The sequence below is a fragment of the Dietzia maris genome (assembly GCF_014144855.1).
Taxonomy (GTDB): domain Bacteria; phylum Actinomycetota; class Actinomycetes; order Mycobacteriales; family Mycobacteriaceae; genus Dietzia; species Dietzia kunjamensis.
Window position 1 is genome coordinate 1 of record NZ_JAALDN010000492.1, and the last position, 4,164, is coordinate 4,164.

Consider the following 4,164-nt stretch of genomic DNA (forward strand, 5'->3'; position numbering starts at 1 on the left):
CGGCCGGGTGTGGCGCGGCGGCCGGGTGTGGCCCGGCCAGCACCCGGGCCTCACGGGGGCGCCGGCCGGGCGGCCGATCAGATCTTGATCTCGACGTCCCCCAGCGCCACCGAGACGCAGGTCTGGATCCGCTCCCCCGGACCGTGGTCGGTGCCGTTGCGCAGGTCGCGGACGTGGCCCTCCTCCAAGCCCACGACGCACGTCTGGCAGATACCCATCCGGCAGCCGAACGGCATCTGCACGCCCACGCTCTCCCCGCCCTCGAGGATCGTGGTGGCCCCGTCGAGCTCCACCGTCTTGTCGGTCGAGCCGTACTTGACGGTCCCGCCCGACGCGCCCGCGTTGCGGTCCACGGTGAAACGCTCCATGTGGAGGTCGTCCCGTCCCGTTGCCTCGAAGTGCTCGGTCAGCTCGTCGAGCATCGCCGAGGGCCCGCACGCCCAGGTGGGACGCTCCGACCAGTCCGGCACGAGCGCCGACATCTGCTCGGAGTCGATGCGGCCGTCCTCGCTGGTCACCCGCAGGTGCAGCGTGTAACCCGGCTGGGTGCGCTCCAGCGCGAGGAGCTCGTCGTGGAACAGTGCGTCATCACGGTCGCGGATCGAGTGGACGTGCACCACGTCGGGGAACCCCTCGTCGGCCGAGCGGCGGTCCAGCGACCGCAGCATGCCCATCACCGGGGTGATGCCCGAGCCGGCGGTGACGAACATCAGCTTCTCGGGCGTGGGCGAGGGCAGGTGGAAATCACCGGCCGGCGCCTGGAGCCGGACGATCATCCCCGGCTCGACCGTTCCGACGATATGGTTGCTCAGCAGCCCCTCCGGCAGGGCCTTGACCGTCACCGAGTACTCGCCACGCCCCGTCGTGGGCGCCGACGTCAACGAGTACGAGCGCCAGGTCCACCGGCCGTTGAGCAGGACGCCGATCCCCAGGTACTGACCGGGGCGGTACTCGGGCGTGGCGCCCCAGCCCGGCTTGATCACGAGGGTCACCGCGTCGTCGGCCTCACGGCGCACGGAGACGATCTCGCCGCGCAGCTCGCGGGACGACCACAGCGGGTAGATGAGCGAGGAGTAGTCGTCCATCCGCAGCGGGTGGGTGAGGCGGTTGAGGAACGTACGCGCCCCCCGCGGCTCCGGAACCCGCGCGGCCGCCGCACGCAGGACGCGATTGAGCCCACTTCTCGACTCGGACACTGGTGCCTCCTTGAAAACGGATCCCCGCGGCCCGGGGGTCGGACCGCCGCTTCCGGACTACGAACCTACGGTAGCGTAGGTTCCCGTCCGGCGGGATCCCCCGGGCCGATTCTCCACGCCGTCGACCCGGGTCCGCAGGCGATCGGGGCAGTCCCGGCATCCGGGCGGTGTCCGGCCCGGGTGCGCCCGCACCCCTAAAGCAGCGTGAGCAGGAACGGCAGTTCCACCGCGTCGTACCACGCCAGGTCCACGTCGAGGGCGTCACCGACGGTGAGCTCGGCGTCCTCGTCCCCCAGATCCGCACGGTCCACCACCTCGACCGCGTCCTTCACCAGGTCCACGGCCCCGGCCAGATCAACGTGGACGGCGGCGATCTCCGCGGTCCCCACCGTGGCACCGTCCAGCCGCACCACGGCGGTGTCCAGGTCCGGCCGCGGCTGCACCCGCCCGTCGGGGACGTCCGCGCTCACCACGACCCGCCGGTACGGGTGGGCCTCGTGCGCGGCGCCGGAGTCGAGTTCACCGCCGAGCAGCCGGAGCGACGCCCGCGCGGCCTCGAGGAACGCCACGTGTTCGATCTCCTCCATGTCGCCCTCGGCGTAGGACTCGATGAGCGCGGGGGTCGCCGCGAACGCGGTGCCGCTCCGCACGGGCATCTCCCCTGCCTCGAGCAGGGTCTCGAGCATCGCCATGGTGGCGGGGACGAACAAACGCATGATGGACTCTCCTCGGGCGGGTGATGGTCAGCGGGCGGTGCCGCTCAACCGGCGGTGCCGGTGAGCTCGTCCAACGCGGACGAGATGAGCTCTCCGATCTCCTCCACGTCCGGGACGGCCTGGCGATCCGAGGTGAACCCGCAGTACACGGTCCCGGCATAGCTGCTCATCGACACGGCCAACGCCTGCCCCTCGAGCAGGGCCGGGACGGGGTAGACCTCGACGAGTTCGCCATCGCCCCAGAACACCTTGCGCTGGGGACCGGGCGCGTTCGTGACGACCAGGTCGTAGCTCTCCGACGGCAACATGATCGCCGCCCGGGAGGCCAGCGCGTGCAGGGTGGGCGGAGCGAACCCGGACAGCCGCGCCAGGGACTTGGCCCCCACGGCCTCACGCGGATGACGCTGGGTGGCCGTCTCGCGGGCGATCTGCGCCAGACGCATACGGGGATTGGGCTCCCCGACCGGCATGCCGATGAGCGCCGAGGCGATCTCCGCCGAGGTGGCCTCGCTCTGGTTCTCCGACCCGTCGGCCTCCGAGGTCACCGCCATCGGCACGATCGCCCTGAGCGTGTCCGAGGTGGACAGGGGGTGGCCGCACGACAGAATCCAGGACCGCAGTGCCCCGCAGAGCACGGCGAGCACGACGTCATTCACCTTGCAGGAGTGCTCGCGCGCGATCTCCCGCGCCTGCGCGAGAGGGAAGGACGCCAACCCCACCCGGCTCCCGCGGGGACGGGTGGTGCGGAACATCTCCGCCAGACCGCCTGCGGGACGGAGCATCGACAGATTCGCCGCGCCGACCAGTCCGCGGGTGGCCCGCTCCAGCGCGTGAGCCAGGCGGGCCGAGCGGCGCACCAGCTCCAGGGGGTCGGTCGCGATGGTCATGAGCGCGTCCAGGACGAGGACCCCGTCCCCGGGCGCCGGCACCGGGGTCCACGTGGCGACCTCGTCGACATCCGCGGAGGCCCGCTCGTCCGTCACGAGCACCTGGGCGAGATCCACGGCGTGGGGACCGCCCAGCAGCGCATGGTGCGTCTTGGTGAGGATCGCCAACCGTCCATCCGGAAGCCCCTCGATGAGGTACAGCTCCCACAGCGGGCGATCCGCCTCCAGTGGCCTGTCGACGAGCCGCGCCACGAGGTCGGCCAGCTGCCGCATCCCGCCGGGAGCGGGGAGCGCCGACCGCCGGACGTGGAAACTGAGGTCGAAGTCCGGGTCGTCCACCCACACGGCCCTGGCCAGGGAGAAGGGGATATGCCGGATCCGTTGACGGTACCGGGGCGCGTCGGCCAGGCGGGCGTCGACGAACTCCATGACGCGGTCGATGTCCCACGGTTCGTCCCTGGCGACCAGCGCCAACGAGCACGAGTGCCTGCTCCGGGAACGCGCGGCGTCACCGAGGAGCAGATCCGCGTCCGCGGTGGCCAACCTGGTCGCCACGGTGTCAGACCACCTCGTCCAACCCGAGGAGTCCCCGGATCTCCACGGCCGCACGGTCGAACACCTGGTAGAACACGCCGATCATGCCGGTCCGCACGGCGCCGAGGACGTTCTCGATGGCGTCGTCGACCATCACGCACTCCCGCGGCTCGAGTTCGAGCCGGCGCGCCGCCTCCAGGAACGCCTCGGGCTCGGGCTTCTCCACCCCGGTCACACCGCTGAGCACCACGTGCTCGATCCCGAGATCGCGGGCGTCCTCCCGGACACGGTCCGCTCCCGGCCCCTCGGGTTCATTGCTCAGCACGGCGAGACGGACGTCATTCGCCCTCGCACCGGTCAGGATCGACCGCCAGTTCTCACGGTCCTCCTCCGTGCCGTCCAGCACCCCGAAGTAGTCGACTATCAGTCCACGCATGGGGACAGCCTAGGCAACACCCGGGCACGGTGCAGTAGGCGAGGTGGAACCGGGCGCCCGTTCCGGCGCGTCATGAGGGGTAGAGCACGCCAGACCACCCCGGGTCCGGCGCGGGAGGGAGCAGACCCCAGATGGCACCGACGCCCGTTTCGCCACCCACGACGGTGCGGCCTCACCGGTCGGCCGAAACCGATCGGGAGGCCGGCCGCGTCCGGCCCCTACCCTCCACCGAACCCGCGCCGGGAGTGCCGGGGGCCGCGGGGACGACGGATCGGGAGTGCGTCGTCACCCCGCCCGCCAGGCCGGTGCCGGCTCCGGAACGCGGCGTCCCGGTCCCCGCGCGGCGGGCCGCACACGCCCTGGTCGTCATGGCTCTGGAAGTCGTGGATCGCAGG

The 4,164-nt window shown here is 71.7% G+C and carries 4 protein-coding genes; all 4 read right to left on the reverse strand.

Translation table 11 applies throughout. The features are described 5' to 3' along the window. Positions 1 to 77: 77 nt before the first annotated feature. A complete protein-coding gene (locus G6024_RS15135; RefSeq protein ID WP_067712304.1) occupies positions 78 to 1,196 on the reverse strand; it encodes a ferredoxin reductase in 1,119 nt (372 codons plus the stop codon). 194 nt (positions 1,197 to 1,390) lie between these two features. Continuing rightward, positions 1,391 to 1,912, reverse strand: a complete 522-nt coding sequence (locus G6024_RS15140; protein ID WP_067712302.1) for a DUF6912 family protein — start codon at positions 1,910 to 1,912, stop codon at positions 1,391 to 1,393. A 44-nt stretch (positions 1,913 to 1,956) separates the two neighbouring features. Then, entirely contained in the window at positions 1,957 to 3,354 is a 1,398-nt protein-coding gene (locus G6024_RS15145; protein ID WP_067712299.1) for a wax ester/triacylglycerol synthase family O-acyltransferase, read from the reverse strand. A gap of 4 nt (positions 3,355 to 3,358) precedes the next feature. Next, positions 3,359 to 3,769, reverse strand: coding sequence for an HAD family hydrolase (locus G6024_RS15150; protein WP_067712297.1), 411 nt, complete (start codon positions 3,767 to 3,769; stop codon positions 3,359 to 3,361). Positions 3,770 to 4,164: the final 395 nt, after the last annotated feature.

Coding starts and splice junctions, on each gene's coding strand:
- G6024_RS15140 (WP_067712302.1), bottom strand. CDS start 1,912: ATGCGTTTGTTCGTCCCCGCCACCATGGCGATGCTCGAGACCCTGCTC.
- G6024_RS15150 (WP_067712297.1), bottom strand. CDS start 3,769: ATGCGTGGACTGATAGTCGACTACTTCGGGGTGCTGGACGGCACGGAG.